Raw genomic sequence first — 14941 nt, 5'->3', positions numbered from 1 at the left:
TCGCTCCCTGCAAGGAGGTTTGCATGCAGATTGATCTACGCGGCCGCAGCGCCATCATCAGTGGTTCCACTGCCGGTATCGGCTTCGCCATCGCCACAGGGCTTGCCCGCGCAGGCGCCAGTGTCACCTTGACCGGCCGCACCCAGACACGTGTCGATGAGGCCGTCGCCAGCCTCAGAGACAAGGCGCCCGGCAGCGAGGTACAGGGCGTGGCCGCGGACCTGGGCACACGCGAAGGCTGCGACACGCTGATCCGCACCGTGCCGGACACCGACATCCTGATCAACAATGTCGGCATCTTCGCCCCGCAGGATTTCTTCGACACCGACGACGACACCTGGGAGCAGTTCTTCCAGGTCAACGTGATGTCGGCGGTACGCCTGTCCCGCCACTATGCGCGTGGCATGAAGGAGCGCGACTGGGGTCGCATCCAGTTCCTGTCCAGCGAATCGGCGCTCAACATCCCCAGCGAGATGGTCCACTACGGCATGACCAAATCCGCGGTGCAGTCCGTCTCACGCGGGCTCGCCAAGGTGCTGTCCGGCACCCAAGTGACCGTCAACGCCATCCTGCCCGGGCCGACCCGCTCCGAGGGCGTGCTCGAGATGCTCAAGCAGAACGCCGAGGAGCAAGGCAGGTCACTTGAGGAGGTCGAGGCCGACTTCATCAAGCAGGCCCGTCCGACCTCTATCCTGCAGCGCCTGGCAAGCCCCGAGGAAGTCGCCAACATGAGCGTCTACGCCGCCTCCGAACAGGCCAGCGCCACCACCGGCGCCGCACTGCGTGTGGAAGGCGGCATCGTCGATACCATGGCCTGATCGTCTGATCACGCGGCATGACTGACACCATGCCAGACGCGACACCATGCCAGACACAAGAAGCCCCCACCGGTCGACCGGCGGGGGCTTCTTCATGTTCAGCATCACAGTGCTATGCGTTTCAGTCGTCCTGGCGCTTCACTCGTCGAGACGTTTCTCGAAGCGCTCGCGCTTGAGACAGATGCCATCGCGCTTGACGTGCTCAAGCCCCAGACTGTGCCAGCCACGGCGGGCCAGGCCCGGTGACAGCGTCAGACTGGCCTCCAGGCTCATCACGCGCACCTTGCGCTCACGCAGGTCGCGCTCGGCCGCCGCCAGCAACTGGCTGCCGATGCCCTGCCCCATCAGACTCGGATAGACGTAAAGCATCTCGATACGCGCCAGCGGCCATTCGGGGGCGTACTCGCAGAAGCCGATACAGCGGCCATCACGCTCCGCGACCAGCACCTCGAAGCGATGCTGACGCGCGGCCCAGCGCTCGGCGTCGCGCGGGACACGCGCGGCCCACTGCTGGCGCTGCGCCAGATCATAGTGGCCGGCAGCGCCCTGCATGACGGCCTGGTAGAACACCTCGGCCTGGTCCGCGGCATGCTGCGGCTGCGCCGCCACGATATGAACACGCTCCCTGGCCACTTCACGGCTATCGGTCTGGCTGTGCAATCGTTCGTCCTCCTTGTGTCCTCGAACGAGGACGATGTATTCATGGAAAATCTGACAGGCTCACGGCTGACACCTGTCACTGAAGCGTCCTGTTCAGCCGCTGAAGGACACCTCATCGAAGCGGCTGGCCCGGGGGTGATCTCCCGTGATCATGTCCGGCTCCCGCACCAGCTGCCAGGTATGGAAGCCGGCGGCAGCGGCGGCGTCCAGCTCGGCGACGACATCCGACAGGAACAGGATCTCCGCGCCCGGGATACCCAGCTGACCGGCGATGCGGCGATAGCTCTCGGCTTCCTGCTTGGGGCCCGTGGTGGTGTCGAAGTAGCCGGCAAACAGCGGAGTCAGATCGCCGACATCGGAATGCCCGAACAGCAGCTTCTGGGCCTGGATGGAGCCTGAAGAGTAGACATACAAGGACAGTCCGCGTTCCTTCCAGTCACGCAATCCCTTCACGGCATCGGGATAGACATGGCCGGTGAAGTCGCCGTCCGCGTAGCCCTGTGCCCAGACCATGCCCTGCAGTGCCTTGAGCGGCGTGGCCTTGCGGTCGGCATCGATCCAGCCTTCCAGAATGGCGATCACGGCCTCGAGATCGGCCGCGGGCGCTTCGGCCAGCTCACGGGTGGCGGCCAGCTGCTCGGCGACATCCTCACGCTCGGCATTGGCGCGCACGAAATTGCCCAGGTTGGCGCGCGCATAGGGGAACAGCACCTGATGCACGAAGCGAATCGAGCCGGTCGTGCCCTCGATGTCGGTGACGATGGCGCGAATCATGCGGACTCCTGGGAATGCGGGGCTGCGGTCTGGGTAAAGTGCTCGGCCAGCGCTTCATGACGCGGGAAGCGGGCGGCGATGTCATTGTCGGTGAAGTTGGCGATCCAGCCTTCCGGATTGGTGAACAGGCGGATGGCGGTGAAGTCCGGCGTCGGCCCCATGTCGAACCAGTGCGGCGTGCCGGCCGGTACGGCGATCAGGTCATCCTTCTCGCAACCGACCGCCAGCACGCGCTCGCCCAGATGCAGGTAGAAGATGCCGCTGCCGCGCACGAAGAAGCGCACCTCATGCTCCGCGTGGCGGTGCTCATCGAGGAACTTGCCGCGCAGGGCGTCGCGGTCAGGGTGATCCGGCGTCAGGCCGATCACGTCGGCAGTGACGAAGCCGTTCTCGGACTTGAGACGCGCGACATCGTCGGCGTAGGCCGCCAGCACCTGGGTCTGGTCGGTGGGGTCACTCATCTCGCAGCCCGCCGTCCAGCGCTCGAAGCGAATGCCTTCGGCCTCGAGTTCGCTGGCGATCTGCGCGCCATCATTGGTGATCAACTGCGGACGCGAGGCGTCCTGCTCGGCGTAGATGGCCAGAAAGCTCATCGCTGTCTCCTCAGTTCCAGTTCACAACCCATCAGGAAATCGAGCGCTTCGACATGGCGGCGACAGGCCGTCATGCTGCTGGCCCAGGTATAGAGGCCATGGCCGCGGATCAGGTAGCCGTGCAGACCGGCATCGGCGGCCAGGCGGGCACGCACGTCCAGCGCCAGCGCCTCGATATCCTGAGTATTGTCGAAGACGGCCAGACGTACCGCCGTCTCATGACTCTTGACGCCTTCCAGCGCCTTGTTGAGCTCGAAACCCTCCAGGCTCAGGGTGTCGCCTTCATGGCACAGCGACAGCACGGTGGCGGCCCTGGAGTGGGTATGCAGAATCGCCTGCGCGTGGGGCAGGTCTTCGTAGAGCTGACCATGCAGGCGCGCCTCGTCAGAGGCCTTGCGGGAAGTGCCCTGCAGCCTGACGGCAAAATCGCTGACCAGAATGTCGCCACTGGTCAGGCGGCCCTTGTGGCAGCCCGAGGCGGTGACCGCCATCAGGCGATCACTGAGACGACAGGAGAAGTTGCCACCGGTGGCCGGCACCTGCCCGGCAGCGTCCAGCGCCTGACCGGCCTCGATCAACTGTTGGCTCGCCAGTGCAAGGCGGTCGAGGTCCAGTGTCGACCGCAGGCCGTCGGCAGCGGCAATGGCGATAGGGTCTGACATGATCAAAGTTGCCCTCAAGAGTCGCGCGGGGCATTCACGCCCCGTCGCCAGCATCACGATTCAGCGCCACGTGGCGCTGCTCTCGCGGCAGACTACACAAGCCGACCCAGTGAGACCAGTCATGCCGTGCGACGACGGGCATGGCATCATGGCGGCCTGGAACGTCACACGACATTCTGCGCCATCATCACTTCAGCCTCTGCCACGGTCTTGCCATGTCCTCTTCCGATCAGCCCGCCAGCCCCCACCCGACCGCCGACACGGCCGAGCGCCCGATGAGCGACACTGCACTGGCCAGGCGCCTGCCGCTGCTGCCCCCTCATCTGCGTGAGCAGGCCGCGGCGCTGGGGCAACAGGCCATGCAGCCGGTGGGCATCATCGAAAGCTGCTACCCGGACAAGTTCGGCATTCCCCGCCAGCCGGGGCTGGCGCGCCACGCCACCGCCATCCTGCACCTGCTGCCGCCCTTCGATGACCCGGACTGCGTGCGCGACATCGAGGGCTTCAGCCATCTGTGGATCCACTTCCTGTTCCACGCCAGCCCCACACGCTGGACGCCCTTGATCCGCCCGCCGCGCCTGGGAGGCAACGCGCGCACCGGTGTCTTCGCCTCGCGCAGCACCCACCGCCCCAACCGACTGGGGCAGTCGGTGGTCGAACTGGCAGGCGTCGAGACGGCGGCCAACGCCACGCCGGATGGCGGGCAGTCAGGCAAGCGCAACGGCGTGCGCCTGCTGCTGCGCGGCCATGACCTGCTCGATGGCACGCCGGTGATGGACATCAAGCCGTATCTGCCGTGGGTCGATGCCGTGCCCGAGGCGCGTGCCGGCTATGCGCCTGCGCCACCGCCGCGCCACGCCGTCGTCTTCAGCGCAGAGGCCGAGCAGACACTGGCGACCCGGGCCGACAGCGCCACGCTGCGCGCACTGATCGAGGAAGTGCTCGCCCAGGACCCGCGCCCCGCCTATCACGCCGCCAGGCCCGCCGATGGCAAGCGCCAGTATGGCGTGCGGTTAGTGGACGTGGATGTGCGCTTCACGGCCCGCACGCAACCCGATGGCCACTTGTTGATGGAGGTCGCGGCCATCGTGGCCGTCTGATCAAGCCCTTGCGCGAGCCAGGGCAGCGCCTTGTCCAGTGGGGGGCAACGTCTTGCATGAAGCGGATCGAAGGATTGCGCGCGCCAGATCAAGACAATGCCAGATTGGATTGGCAAACCGTCACGAGTCCTGACCATACTGGGCGTGCGTTCCTTCATCTCCACTCGCTTCACCGGGAGTCCGCCGCATGAGTATCCGTCTGCTTGCCTTTGCCGCCAGTACCCGCAAGGCCTCCGTCAATCGACGCCTGATCGAGCGCCTGGCGCACCACGCCCGACAGGAAGGTGCCGAGGTCAGTCTGCTCGATCTCAACGACTTCCCGATGCCGCTCTACGATGGCGACAGCGAAGAGGCCAATGGCCGTCCCGCCAGCGCCGACCGCCTGCAGGAGATGCTGGCCAGCCATCAGGGGCTGTTGCTGGCGACGCCGGAATACAACGGCTTCTTCAGCCCGCTGCTCAAGAACACCTTCGACTGGCTGTCACGCCCGGCGGCGGATGGCCAGAGCGGCATGGACGCCCTGCGCGGCATGCCGGTCGGCATCGTCTCGGCCTCACCGGGCGCCATGGGCGGCATGCGGGCGCTACCCTTCGTGCGCCTGTACCTGAACAACCTCGGCATGCTGGTCGCGCCCCAGCAGATCGCGGTCTCGCGTGCCGCCAGCGCCTTCCACGAGGATGGCAGCCTGGATGACGAAGGCCAGGACCACGCCCTCGCGGCTGTCGCCCGTCAGGTGATCGACCTGGCCAGCCTGCGCGCCTCCTGAAGCGACACGCTTCTTTCCTCACAGCTACGTCCCCGGCCAGACACTTGGCGCCTGCCAAACAGGAACGGCCCCCTGCCATTGGCAGGGGGCCGTTCCTTGATGCGCTGTCTGTGACGTCAGAGCGTCAGTGCATCACCTCAGACTTTGCCCCAGATTCAGGCTCAGGCCGAGAAATCGATACCGATGCGGCGACCGACTTCCTCGTAGGCTTCGATCACGCCGCCCAGGCCCTGACGGAAGCGGTCCTTGTCGAGCTTCTCGCGCGTCTCGGCATCCCACAGACGGCAGCCATCCGGCGAGAATTCGTCACCCAGCACGACTTCACCCTTGAAGACGCCGAATTCGAGCTTGTAGTCGACCAGCAGGATGCCGCCGTCGAGGAACAGCTGCTTGAGGATGTCATTGACCTGGAAGGTCAGTTCCTTGGCGCGCGCCAGGTGCTTGGGCTCTGCCCAGCCGAAGGTCTCGACCAGCGACTCGTTGATCATCGGGTCGCCCTTCTCGTCGTTCTTGAGGAACAGCTCGAAGGTCGGCGGATTGAGCTCGATGCCTTCCTCGACACCCAGACGACGCACCAGTGAACCGGCGGAGATGTTACGCACCACGCACTCCACTGCCATCATGTCGAGACGCTTGACCAGGCACTCGTTGTCGCTGACCAGACGCTCGAAGTGGGTCGGGATACCGGCCGCCTTGAGTTTCTCCATGATGAAGGCATTGAACTTGTTGTTGACCATGCCCTTGCGATCCAGCTGCTCGATACGCTTGCCGTCGAAGGCGCTGGTATCGTCGCGGAATTCCAGCAGCAGAAGATCCGGATCGTCAGTGACGAAGACGGATTTGGCCTTGCCAGCGTAGAGCTCTTCACGCTTTTCCATGAGATTCCCCCTGATGACGCTAGACGCGTCGAGTGTTGAGGCGGTCGACGATGAATCGATCACGCTTGAGTCTGTCACGCCCAGTCGAGAAGGACTGTGGCGCTGGTATATGACGTGATTCAAGAGCTGTCCATCTGGTCAGCTCATCCAGAATCACAAACGCCCGATCGCGAAGCGACCGGGCGTCATGAATATCAGGCGATGGCCTGCCAGCCAAAGCCGCTGTCCTGCGCGGCGATGATCAGGCGACTATCGTCATCCGCAAGCCAGGGGGCCAGTGCCTCCCGGGCCAATGACGGATGGTTGTTGCTCTCCGACAGATGCGAGGCCACCAGCCGCTGCAGGCGCGCCAGCCCCAGATAGGGCAAGGCGGCGCATGCCTGAGCGTTGGCCAGGTGACCGAGCCGCCCCCCGACCCGCCGCTTGAGGCTGGGCGGATACGGCCCGCTGGCCAGCATCTGCGGATCGTGGTTGAACTCCATCACCAGCGCATCGCAATCGGCAAAGCACTGGAGCACATGCTCACTGACATGGCCGAGATCGGTCAGCACGCCGAGGCGACGCGTGGCCGTCTCACCGCGCCGGTTGAAGACGAACTGCACCGGCTCACGCGCATCGTGGGGCACCGTGACCGGCAGAATCTCGAGATCCTTGATCGCGAATTCCTGCTGCGGCGTGATCAGATGGCGACTCGGCAGCGCGCCGAGCTTCTTGGCACGCCCGGCAAGCCAGGTGCCGGTGGTCAGATGCACCGGCACAGCGTGACGACGCGCCAGCGGCCCCACGCCGCTCAGGTGATCACCATGTTCATGCGTGACCAGCACGGCGTCCAGCTGCGAGGGGTGCACGCCGAGGCGCGCCAGGCGGGCCTCGGTCTCCTTGAGGGTGAAGCCGCAATCGACCAGCACCAGTGCCTCGCGAGTGCGGATCAGCGTGCCGTTGCCCTTGCTGCCGCTGCCCAGCGAAGCCATCGCCATCACGCCCTGGGCGTCGTCACCCGGCCCACGGGCGGCCGTCAGGCCAGCCGCCAGCGCCCCACTGCCTGCCACCGGGAGGGGGATCTGAAACGACGCAGCCGCCTCACCCGACGAGTCGTCAGATGAGGCGGCGCAAGGCGTGTCGAGCCACATGCTCAGCGCAGTGTCGACGCCACGGCGTCGAGCAGCTCACGCGCCAGTGCCGGCGTGGTCTCTTCACCATCGGCACGGGTCGCCGTGACCAGGGTGTGGTCATTCTCGGAGCGCAGCTTGAGTACCATCGGTACCGGATCACCATCGCCACCGATACCCAACCAGCCGCCATCACGCTCTTCACGCGGGATGTAATCGACCATGAACTCGCCACGCGAGCGGTCCTGATCGGTCAGCGTCTGGTAGTCGGTATTGAAGTTCTTCTGCAGCTGATAGAGCAGCTCGGCCCAGCTGCGCTCGGTGTCCAGCGCCAGGTCGACCTGCCAGGTGCCATCGCGGCCTTCCAGGCGCACGCGGTCATCACGACTGAGCGACTGGGCCGCCAGCGAGACACCACTATCGGCGGAAGACGCGGCCAGATAGCCGCTCAGCGCGTTCAGGCAGCTGCCGGCGACATCGCCGCCCTGCTGACAACGCACTTCGGAGGCATCGGCACGCAGCCCCTGGCTGACGCTGATGATGCCCTGGGCCGTGGTGATCTCGCCCTTGCCGGCATCGATGCTCTGCACATCCAGGCCCTGGTCGCGCACGAAGGACTGCAGACGCGTCCACACCGCTGCCGGCGCGGCGTTCACGGCCAGCCAGCGGGCATCGCCACTCTGACGCATGGCGACGAACTCGCGCCCGCCCTGCTCGCTGGTCGCCAGCGGCTGGGGTCGCGGTGCCTCGAAGTCGTCGCTGGCCAGGAAGTCACTGCTGGCCTGCGGCACTGGCATGGAATCCTGGTAATCACCACGATTGATCGTGTCCGGCAGCTTCAGCGGCGGCGCGATGCTGGCATCGGCATACTCGCTGTTGCGATCGTAGTAGTAGCCATCACTGGAACAGCCTGCGACCGCGAGCGCCGTCAGCAGGGCCAGTGGCACGAAACGCTGACTCATCAGTTGAGCACCTCGGCCAGTTGCAGTGCTTCCTCGACCGTGGAGTGATACTGCTCGGACAGCCAGGTCAGCGGCAGACGCACGCCGGATTCCGGCGACAGGCCCATGCGATGCATGGCGAACTTGACCGGGATCGGGTTGGACTCGACGCCCATCGCGGAGTGCAGCGGCATCAGGCGCGTGTTGATCTGGTGAGCGCGCTCGGCATCGCCGGCCACGGCGGCTTCGCACATCTCGTGCATCAGGCGCGGCGCGACGTTGGCCGTCACGGAGATATCGCCGTGGCCGCCCATCAGGATGAAGTCGCAGGCCGTGGGGTCATCGCCGGAGTAGAGCGCGAAGTCAGTGCCCTTGAGGCGGTCGATCAGTTCCTGACCACGCTCCAGGTTGCCGGTGGCATCCTTGAGGCCGACGATGTTGTCGAGCTCGGCGAGACGGAAGACCGTCTCGTTGTAGATATCGGAGCAGGTACGACCCGGCACGTTGTAGAGAATGACCGGGATACCGGCCTGCTCGGCGACGGCCTTGAAGTGCTGGTAGAGCCCTTCCTGGGTCGGCTTGTTGTAGTACGGCGCCACGGAGAGGCAGTAATCCGCACCGACTTCCTTGGCGTAGCGAGCCAGCTCGACCGCTTCGGAGGTGGCGTTGGCGCCCGTGCCGGCGATGACCGGAATCTTGCCGGCAACCGTCTCGACCACACAGCGGATGACATCGAAGTGCTCCGCGAAGGACATGGTGGTCGGCTCGCCGGTAGTGCCGGCGGCGACGATGGCATCGGTGCCATTTTCGAGGTGGAAGGCGACCAGCTGGCGCAGGGCGTCCCAGTCGATCTCGCCGGTGGCCTTCATCGGGGTCGCCAGTGCGACAATGCTACCTGTGATCATCCCTCGAATTCTCCTCTGGTGCCTGATGCGCCAGGCGTGTCCCTGCGCTGTTGAAACAACGGATCTCGGGGACAGACATCTGACATAAATTGGTTGACGCAGGACTCTGATTGCGTGGGCACGCCGACACGCGAGTCGCGTCAAGGGTGATGATGTTACAAAGACCATCGAAGCCTGTACAGACGCCATCTGCACCGGTTGTGCAAAGCGGTGGATTCCCTCGCCTGTCCGTGGGGCAGATGCACGGCGGATGGGCGCGATGGCGCCGGTCGCCAAGACGGTGAAACACAAGAGTTCTGCCCTGTCTTTGACAAGTCAGGACGCCCTGCGTGTAATGCAGGACACACCGCAGAAGCGGGCAAGCGCGATGCCCATCACTGCCGGTTTTTTTCATCATTCAGCACTGTCAGCCGCCACATGGCCGTCAGTCATCGCCAGGAGAGCACGATGAGCGTCAGCCTCGGTCAGCCAATTCCCGACTTTACCGCCCAGGCCACCAGTGACACCGAAGTCACTCCGGCCAGCCTCAAGGGCAAGCAAGCCGTCATCTATTTCTACCCGAAGGACCACACGCCGGGCTGCACCACCGAAGGCGGTGACTTCCGCGACAACCTCGAGGAATTCGAAGCGGCCAACACCGTGATTCTCGGCGTTTCCCGCGACAGCCTGCGCACCCACGAGAACTTCCGCGCGAAACAGGGCTACCCGTTCGAGCTGATCAGCGATCCGGACGAGACCCTGTGCAAGATCTTTGACGTCATTCACATGAAGAAATTCATGGGCAAGGAAAGCCTCGGCGTGGTGCGCTCCACCTTCCTGATCGACGCCGATGGCAATCTGGCGCGCGAATGGCGTGGCGTGAAGGTCAAGGGCCATGTCGAGGAAGTGCTGGAAGCCGCTCGCGAGCTCAACGCTGACCGCTAGTGTCGAGTGGCAGCTGTCCGAGTGACAGCAGCTCATGTGACATCAGCTCGTGGAGAAACAGCTGAGCAGAGAGCGCCTGTGCGCCAGCCGCCTCAGCCATGAAAAAAGCCCCGCCGATTGGCGGGGCTTTTTCGATCAGGCGCTCTTGTCCGCGACCCGATTCTCCTCGGCGCGCGCCCGGCGCGGCCAGGCGTAGAGCAGCGACTTCATCAGGGTCGCCAGCGGGATGGCGAAGAACACCCCCCAGAAGCCCCAGATGCCGCCGAAGAACAGCACCGCGAGGATGATCGCCACCGGATGCAGATTGACCGCCTCCGAGAACAGCAGCGGCACCAGCACGTTGCCATCCAGCGCCTGGATGATGCCGTAGGCGATCATCACGTACATGAAGGTATCGCCTAGCCCGTAATGGAAACCGGCAACGGCGGCGACCGGCAAGGTTGCCCCTGCCGCGCCGATGTAGGGAATCAGCACCGAGAAGCCGACCACGATCGCCAGCAGCGCCGAATACGGCAGCCCGAAGGCGACGAAGGTGACGTAGCTGACGCCGCCGACGATGACGATCTCGATCACCTTGCCGCGCACGAAGTTGGCGATCTGGTCATCCATCTCGTTCCAGACCCGGCTCATCAGCAGGCGCTTGCGTGGCAGCAGCGCCAGCGTAAAGTCCACCAGCCGCTCGCGGTCCTTGAGCATGAAGAACACCAGGATCGGCACCAGCACCAGGTAGATCACCACGCCCATCAGGTTGCCCAGCGACGCCAGCGACAGCGATACCGCGCGCTGCCCGAACTGGGTCAGCTCACGTCCGGCGGCACCGACCCACTGCTGGACCTGCTCCGGCGTGATCAGGCCGGGGAAGCGCTCCTGAAGCTCGCCAAGCCAGCGCTGCCCGGAGGCGAACATGCCGGGAATCTCCTGGATCAGATTGGCCAGCTGATGCCAGACCAGCGGCAGCAGAATCAGCGCACTGGCCAGCATGATGCCCATGAACACCAGCGTCATCAGGCTGACCGCCGCCAGGCGCGGCAGGCCGCGGCGCTCCATCCAGCTCACGCCGCTCTGCAGCAGGAAGGCGACGATCAGGGCGGTGAAGAATGGCGCCAGCATGCTGCCGAGCAGAATGACGGCGGCGAACACCAGCACCAGCACCAGAAACAGCACCACCGCTTCTTCGTCGGAGAAATAGCGCTCGATCCAGCCACGCAACAACGTCTTCATGGTCATGACGGATCTTCCTCGCACAGCGCCTTGATCACGAAGCGATAGTCGCCCTCTGGCGTCTCTTCACGCGAGACCAGCGCGTGATCGCTCAGCGCCAGATAGGCAGGGATGTCGCCCCAGGCGCCGGCGTCGCTGGCGAGGACCTCGAGTTGCTCGCCGGCACTCATGCCAGCCAGTTTGAGCTTGGTGCGCAGCAGCGGCAACGGACAGTGCAGGCCGCGCGCATCCAGCGTCTGCAGGTGGGTATCGGCCGTGGAGTCAGCCATCGGATTCGCAGTCTCAGCGCCAGGTCGTTCGAATGCCATCTGCCCTTCCGTTCTCGTTATGATGTTCTGCCGCACGCCATGGAGGGTGCAGCTTGAAAACGCCCCGATTTAAGGGCACCTTGCCTGACAAAGCAACTTTCCGCCCTGCGCGGCTGCGTCTTGCCCGAACTCGCGCAGGGCCGTCAACGCCAGTGCGGCGCCCGGCAATCCTGCGAGCCGACCGCACCTTGCGCCATATCGAAGAGGATTGCCTGCATGTCGTTGCTGCCCCCCTTGAGCGGACGCGTCCGCATCGGACGCCGCGGGCTTGCCACCCTGTCGAGCGCCCTGCTCGGCCTGTTGCTGATGGGCGCGCCGGTCGCCAGTGCGCCGGCCGCATCCCAGAACGACTATGGACTGCCGGACCTGGGGAGTGCGAGTGGCGGCATCTCCAGCAACGATGAATATCGTATCGGTCGCGCCTGGCTGCGTCAGTTCCGCGCCCATGTGCGTGAATGGGATGATCCCATCACTCTGGACTGGATCGGTAGCATCGTGCGTCAACTGGCGCCGTGGAGCGAGCTGGATGAGCGCAATTTCATCATCACGCTGGTCGCCAGCAGCCAGCTGAACGCCTTCGCGGTGCCCGGCGGCGTGGTCGGCGTCAATACGGGGCTGTTCGCCTTCGCGCCGGACCGCGACGCCTTCGCCTCGGTACTCGCCCACGAACTGGGCCACCTCTCCCAGCATCACTTCGCGCGCAACATGGAGCGCCAGGCCGAGACACGCCTGCCGACGCTGGCCGGCTTTCTCGCCGGCATGGTGATCGCGGCGGGCGGTGGCGGCTCAGCGGGCATCGCGACCATGGCCGGCACCCAGGCCGCTGCCATTTCCGATCAGCTGGCCTATTCGCGCCGCTTCGAGCAGGAGGCCGACCGCGTCGGCATCGATGCGCTGTCACGCGCCGGCTTCGACCCCGAAGCCATGCCGCGCATGTTCCGCGCCATGCAACGCATGGCCAGCCTGCAGGGCGGCAATGCACCGGAATTTCTGCTCACGCACCCGGTGACCGAGGCGCGCATCGGCGACACCCAGGCCCGTGCCGACGCCATGCAGAAGGTGACCCCCGATCCGCTCGCGCAGCTCGCTTACGCGATGATCCGCGCCCGCGCCCTGCTGGCGCTCAATCTGCGCCAGCCCGAGCAGGGGCTGACGACACTGCGCGAAGACAACCCCGACCCCGACGCGATTGCCTACTATCAGGCGCTGGCCGCGGCGGAGCACAACCAGGTCGACAAGGCACTGGCCGCGCTGGACCGCCTGCACGACAAGCATCCTGACCTGACCTTGATCAGCGCCAGTGCGGTCGAGGTCGCGCGGGATGCCCGGCGTTATGAGGAGGCGACCCGCCGCGCCAGACGCCTGCTGCGCCTGCAACCCGACTACCTGCCGACCCGACTGGCCATGGCGGAAGTCGCGCTGCAACAGGAACCCGCCGCCGCGCGCCAGCAGCTGGAGGACATGCGCCGCGATCATCCCGATGACCCCAAGGTCTGGAGTCTGGCCTCCGAAGCCAGTGGGCGCAGCGGCCACACCGCCGAGGCCTTCCTGTATCGCGCCGAATTCGACCAGCTGGAGGGCCGCATGGACAAGGCCTTCGCTCAGCTCAAGCTGGCCGACGAGGCCGCGCGCAAGAACGGCGACTTCAGCATGGCCAACCGTATCAGTTCACGCCGGGAGGACTTCAAGCGCTATCGCAACGCCATCGAGGAGTTCTGAGGCACGCTCCCTCTCGCTGCACCAGGCAAACAAAAACCGCCGCCCCGGGGAATCGGGAGCGGCGGTTCTGGTTCATGCAGACATCAATCGGTGGCGATCAGCGTCAGCGCTCAGCCGCGATTGAATTCCAGCATCCGCGTCAACGGCTTCAGGGCGCGCTCACGCAGGTCATCATCGACGAAGACTTCCTCGGCATTGGCTTCCGCCGGATCGCGACGCAGCACGGCGGCCAGATTCTCCAGGCCGTTCATCGCCATCCACGGGCAGTGCGCACAGCTCTTGCAGGTCGCGCCATTGCCGGCGGTCGGCGCCTCGTACAGCTGCTTGTGCGGCGCGGCCTGCTGCATCTTGAAGAAGATGCCACGATCGGTCGCGACGATCAGCTGCTGATTGTCGAGCTCGACGGCGGCCTTGATCAGCTGCGAGGTGGAACCGACCACATCGGCCAGCTCGACCACCGACTGCGGTGATTCCGGGTGCACCAGCACCGCGGCGTCCGGGTAGACCTTGAGCAGGTCACTGATGCCCTGGGCAAGGAACTCGTCGTGGACGATACAGGCACCGTCCCACAGCAACATGTCGGCACCGGTCTGCTTCTGCACGTAGGCGCCCAGATGCTTGTCCGGCGCCCAGATCAGCTTCTCGCCCCGGGCGTGCAGGTGCTCGATGACATCGACGGCGATCGAGGAGGTCACCACCCAGTCGGCGCGCGCCTTCACGGCCGCCGAGGTATTGGCGTACACCACCACGGTGCGGTCGGGATGGGCATCACAGAAGGCCGCGAACTCGTCTTCCGGGCAGCCGAGGTCCAGCGAGCAGGTCGCCTCCAGCGTCGGCATCAGCACGCGCTTCTCCGGCGACAGGATCTTGGAGGTCTCGCCCATGAAGCGCACGCCAGCGACGATCAGTGTCGAGGCATCATGGCGGGCGCCGAAACGTGCCATCTCGAGCGAGTCGGCCACGCAGCCGCCGGTTTCCTCGGCCAGCTGCTGGATGGCGTCGTCACAGTAGTAATGCGCGACCAGCGCGGCATCACGCTCGATGAGCAGCTGCTTGATCTCGTCGATCAGCGCGGCATCCTCGGCGGCGGGGCGTGTCGGGCAGTAAGCGCGGGCCAGATGCTCGCGCACCTGCTCACGGACGGCATTGTGGGCCTCACGACCCGGCATGGCATTAGTCAGGCTGTTCATGTGTCTCTCACCTAGCCCACAGGGGCTCCCCCTGTGCTGAGTGGGTCAGGACTCGGCCCGGACACGAACGGCCCGTGGCGGCCCTGCCAGCGCTGCAGCTGGGCTCCCCAGACTGCGGCGTGTGCCTTGGGCGTCTATCGCCCGCAACGTCGTCCGCACTGGGCGGACATGAGCCTTGGCTCGCCCACAAGGATACGCCTGGCGCGATCGCGGCTCCAGTCGACTTGGGGGCAACGGACTCTTTCCTTTCGCGTAACAAAAATTGCCCCGCGCCAATGAAGGCACGGGGCAAGATCTGGTGGGTCGTGAGGGATTCGAACCTTCGACCAATTGGTTAAAAGCCAACTGCTCTACCACTGAGCTAACGACCCAA

General features: G+C 65.2%; 16 protein-coding genes and 1 tRNA gene. 5 read left to right on the top strand and 12 right to left on the bottom strand.

The window, feature by feature from the left end; genetic code table 11:
• Window positions 1-23: 23 nt before the first annotated feature.
• Entirely contained in the window at window positions 24-818 is a 795-nt protein-coding gene (locus QD208_RS11290) for an SDR family NAD(P)-dependent oxidoreductase (RefSeq protein WP_279836859.1), read from the top strand.
• Between the two features lie 138 nt (window positions 819-956).
• Here QD208_RS11290 and QD208_RS11285 read toward each other — a convergent pair whose 3' ends face one another.
• From QD208_RS11285 to QD208_RS11270, 4 genes are all read right to left on the bottom strand, one after another.
• On the bottom strand, window positions 957-1478 hold the full coding sequence (locus QD208_RS11285; protein WP_052384567.1) for a GNAT family N-acetyltransferase: 522 nt from the start codon (window positions 1476-1478) through the stop codon (window positions 957-959).
• Window positions 1479-1571: 93 nt separating this feature from the next.
• The gene (gene mtnC, locus QD208_RS11280) at window positions 1572-2252 is read right to left on the bottom strand and encodes an acireductone synthase (protein ID WP_279836858.1); all 681 of its coding nucleotides are present in this window, start codon (window positions 2250-2252) and stop codon (window positions 1572-1574) included.
• The gene (locus QD208_RS11275) at window positions 2249-2845 is read right to left on the bottom strand and encodes a cupin (protein ID WP_052384566.1); all 597 of its coding nucleotides are present in this window, start codon (window positions 2843-2845) and stop codon (window positions 2249-2251) included. Before QD208_RS11275 ends, mtnC begins: the two co-directional genes overlap by 4 nt.
• On the bottom strand, window positions 2842-3507 hold the full coding sequence (locus QD208_RS11270; protein ID WP_279836857.1) for a methylthioribulose 1-phosphate dehydratase: 666 nt from the start codon (window positions 3505-3507) through the stop codon (window positions 2842-2844). The genes QD208_RS11275 and QD208_RS11270 overlap by 4 nt, the downstream gene beginning before the upstream one ends.
• 359 nt (window positions 3508-3866) lie before the next feature.
• Between QD208_RS11270 and tsaA the strand changes: the two genes are divergently transcribed.
• Window positions 3867-4607, top strand: coding sequence for a tRNA (N6-threonylcarbamoyladenosine(37)-N6)-methyltransferase TrmO (tsaA, locus tag QD208_RS11265; protein WP_279836892.1), 741 nt, complete (start codon window positions 3867-3869; stop codon window positions 4605-4607).
• 187 nt (window positions 4608-4794) lie between these two features.
• Window positions 4795-5373 (top strand): NAD(P)H-dependent oxidoreductase, encoded by a 579-nt coding sequence (locus QD208_RS11260; protein ID WP_043333775.1) that lies wholly within the window; start codon window positions 4795-4797, stop codon window positions 5371-5373.
• A 161-nt stretch (window positions 5374-5534) separates the two neighbouring features.
• On the opposite strand, the gene purC is transcribed toward QD208_RS11260, so the two are convergent.
• The 4 genes from purC to dapA form a co-directional block, all read right to left on the bottom strand.
• Complete coding sequence (gene purC, locus QD208_RS11255; protein ID WP_043333774.1) at window positions 5535-6251, bottom strand: phosphoribosylaminoimidazolesuccinocarboxamide synthase; 717 nt, start codon at window positions 6249-6251, stop codon at window positions 5535-5537.
• A gap of 194 nt (window positions 6252-6445) precedes the next feature.
• On the bottom strand, window positions 6446-7228 hold the full coding sequence (locus QD208_RS11250) for an MBL fold metallo-hydrolase (RefSeq protein WP_213114027.1): 783 nt from the start codon (window positions 7226-7228) through the stop codon (window positions 6446-6448).
• A 155-nt stretch (window positions 7229-7383) separates the two neighbouring features.
• On the bottom strand, window positions 7384-8322 hold the full coding sequence (locus tag QD208_RS11245; protein WP_279836856.1) for a hypothetical protein: 939 nt from the start codon (window positions 8320-8322) through the stop codon (window positions 7384-7386).
• Window positions 8322-9206, bottom strand: a complete 885-nt coding sequence (dapA, locus tag QD208_RS11240; protein WP_043336386.1) for a 4-hydroxy-tetrahydrodipicolinate synthase — start codon at window positions 9204-9206, stop codon at window positions 8322-8324. The genes QD208_RS11245 and dapA overlap by 1 nt, the downstream gene beginning before the upstream one ends.
• A gap of 447 nt (window positions 9207-9653) precedes the next feature.
• Here dapA and QD208_RS11235 point away from each other — a divergent pair, with 447 nt between their 5' ends.
• Window positions 9654-10130, top strand: a complete 477-nt coding sequence (locus QD208_RS11235; protein ID WP_054556838.1) for a peroxiredoxin — start codon at window positions 9654-9656, stop codon at window positions 10128-10130.
• Between the two features lie 135 nt (window positions 10131-10265).
• Here QD208_RS11235 and QD208_RS11230 read toward each other — a convergent pair whose 3' ends face one another.
• Complete coding sequence (locus QD208_RS11230; RefSeq protein ID WP_043336373.1) at window positions 10266-11357, bottom strand: AI-2E family transporter; 1092 nt, start codon at window positions 11355-11357, stop codon at window positions 10266-10268.
• The gene (locus QD208_RS11225) at window positions 11354-11620 is read right to left on the bottom strand and encodes a sulfurtransferase TusA family protein (protein ID WP_043336423.1); all 267 of its coding nucleotides are present in this window, start codon (window positions 11618-11620) and stop codon (window positions 11354-11356) included. The genes QD208_RS11230 and QD208_RS11225 overlap by 4 nt, the downstream gene beginning before the upstream one ends.
• Window positions 11621-11875: 255 nt before the next feature.
• Here QD208_RS11225 and QD208_RS11220 point away from each other — a divergent pair, with 255 nt between their 5' ends.
• The gene (locus tag QD208_RS11220) at window positions 11876-13378 is read left to right on the top strand and encodes a M48 family metalloprotease (protein ID WP_279836855.1); all 1503 of its coding nucleotides are present in this window, start codon (window positions 11876-11878) and stop codon (window positions 13376-13378) included.
• Window positions 13379-13488: 110 nt separating this feature from the next.
• Here QD208_RS11220 and nadA read toward each other — a convergent pair whose 3' ends face one another.
• Complete coding sequence (nadA, locus tag QD208_RS11215; protein ID WP_279836891.1) at window positions 13489-14547, bottom strand: quinolinate synthase NadA; 1059 nt, start codon at window positions 14545-14547, stop codon at window positions 13489-13491.
• A 317-nt stretch (window positions 14548-14864) separates the two neighbouring features.
• Window positions 14865-14939 (bottom strand) — tRNA-Lys (locus QD208_RS11210).
• Window positions 14940-14941 lie beyond the last annotated feature (2 nt).

This window comes from Cobetia sp. 29-18-1 (assembly GCF_029846405.1).
Lineage (GTDB): Bacteria > Pseudomonadota > Gammaproteobacteria > Pseudomonadales > Halomonadaceae > Cobetia > Cobetia amphilecti.
Note: the sequence above shows the minus strand (reverse complement) of the source record. Positions and strands in the feature narration are given on the sequence as shown.

Coding starts and splice junctions, on each gene's coding strand:
- QD208_RS11290 (WP_279836859.1), top strand. CDS start 24: ATGCAGATTGATCTACGCGGCCGCAGCGCCATCATCAGTGGTTCCACT.
- mtnC (WP_279836858.1), bottom strand. CDS start 2,252: ATGATTCGCGCCATCGTCACCGACATCGAGGGCACGACCGGCTCGATT.
- QD208_RS11275 (WP_052384566.1), bottom strand. CDS start 2,845: ATGAGCTTTCTGGCCATCTACGCCGAGCAGGACGCCTCGCGTCCGCAG.
- QD208_RS11270 (WP_279836857.1), bottom strand. CDS start 3,507: ATGTCAGACCCTATCGCCATTGCCGCTGCCGACGGCCTGCGGTCGACA.
- tsaA (WP_279836892.1), top strand. CDS start 3,867: ATGCAGCCGGTGGGCATCATCGAAAGCTGCTACCCGGACAAGTTCGGC.
- QD208_RS11260 (WP_043333775.1), top strand. CDS start 4,795: ATGAGTATCCGTCTGCTTGCCTTTGCCGCCAGTACCCGCAAGGCCTCC.
- purC (WP_043333774.1), bottom strand. CDS start 6,251: ATGGAAAAGCGTGAAGAGCTCTACGCTGGCAAGGCCAAATCCGTCTTC.
- QD208_RS11250 (WP_213114027.1), bottom strand. CDS start 7,228: ATGGCGATGGCTTCGCTGGGCAGCGGCAGCAAGGGCAACGGCACGCTG.
- QD208_RS11245 (WP_279836856.1), bottom strand. CDS start 8,322: ATGAGTCAGCGTTTCGTGCCACTGGCCCTGCTGACGGCGCTCGCGGTC.
- dapA (WP_043336386.1), bottom strand. CDS start 9,206: ATGATCACAGGTAGCATTGTCGCACTGGCGACCCCGATGAAGGCCACC.
- QD208_RS11235 (WP_054556838.1), top strand. CDS start 9,654: ATGAGCGTCAGCCTCGGTCAGCCAATTCCCGACTTTACCGCCCAGGCC.
- QD208_RS11230 (WP_043336373.1), bottom strand. CDS start 11,357: ATGACCATGAAGACGTTGTTGCGTGGCTGGATCGAGCGCTATTTCTCC.
- QD208_RS11225 (WP_043336423.1), bottom strand. CDS start 11,620: ATGGCTGACTCCACGGCCGATACCCACCTGCAGACGCTGGATGCGCGC.
- QD208_RS11220 (WP_279836855.1), top strand. CDS start 11,876: ATGTCGTTGCTGCCCCCCTTGAGCGGACGCGTCCGCATCGGACGCCGC.
- nadA (WP_279836891.1), bottom strand. CDS start 14,547: ATGCCGGGTCGTGAGGCCCACAATGCCGTCCGTGAGCAGGTGCGCGAG.